We start from the raw sequence: 977 nt of genomic DNA, 5'->3' as shown, positions 1-977 counted from the left end.
AGTAGAAGGTGTCCCAGTTCGTGGAAGAATGTGAACCAAAATTGGTCGTCGCTAAGATGCCGAAAGCTCAAAAGAAGCATGATCTTGGTTGCCGACAGTAAGCGGACGGCTCCCCTGGCTCGGCATCCGCTGGTGGCGCGCGACACGACGAAAGCAATACCGCAGGCTTGGCAAAGGCTCTTTATCTTGGGGAGAAACCTCCTGGGGTCTTCTGTGCGTGTAAGCTTCCGGAACTCCGGCAAGAGTTCCCGTAGTTTTTTTGGACTCCAGTCGGCGCACTCTGTTCGGGTGGCTTCGAGTTCGCCGGCTCGGAGCCAGACGGCAAGCGATCCAGGGTGAGAAGTGAGAGCCCTCGATGTTTTTTGTCTCACCAGCGTCGGTAGTTGCTCGATGGTCTCGCGGCAGCTCTTGGGATCTTCCTTGCCGAAGAACTGGACAACTTCTGCTATGGTTTCAGCGTGCGAATGCACTGGTTGGATGAAAGATCTGGCTCTCATCTCATCTAGTGGGAGTTGATCGAGTAGTTGCTTCTCGGCTTGGCGCTGGACGAGATCGGCGCGGTAGATCTTCTCTCTCTCTAGCCAGAAGGACACTGACAACCCCACAGTGTCAGCCAAGAATGAGGCGAGTTTGGAGTCGAGCTCCAAGTGTCCCTCAAACAACATCTCTGCTTTCTTCGAGCCTAGATGTTCGACAATGGCCCGATGGGAGTTGTGTGCTGTCCCTCGGGAAATCAGGTCTGCGACCGTCGCACCAGGCGGCGGGATCCAGTCGGAATCAAACTTGACTTTGTTCATAGGAACTCATTGGGGGCTGCAGCCGTTGCACGAGATTGAGATTATTTTGATGCGAGTGACTCTTGCCCAGACTGTCGGGTCGTTCTTGGTTTTAGGGTGATTGGGCACAAGAATGGCGTTGTGGCCTTCAGAGATTGGTAGTGCTAGCGCTGGACGGGCTTCGGCCACACAGTCCTGGAC

The 977-nt window shown here is 54.8% G+C and carries 1 protein-coding gene; it reads right to left on the bottom strand.

The window, feature by feature from the left end; translation table 11 throughout:
- Window positions 1–797: ImmA/IrrE family metallo-endopeptidase (locus G4D87_RS38155; RefSeq protein ID WP_163787634.1), on the bottom strand; the 797-nt coding region annotated here is incomplete at its 3' end.
- Between the last annotated feature and the right edge of the window lie 180 nt (window positions 798–977).

The sequence above is a fragment of the Myxococcus vastator genome (assembly GCF_010894475.1).
Taxonomy (GTDB): Bacteria; Myxococcota; Myxococcia; order Myxococcales; family Myxococcaceae; genus Myxococcus; species Myxococcus vastator.
This window is presented reverse-complemented; position numbering and strand designations above follow the sequence as displayed.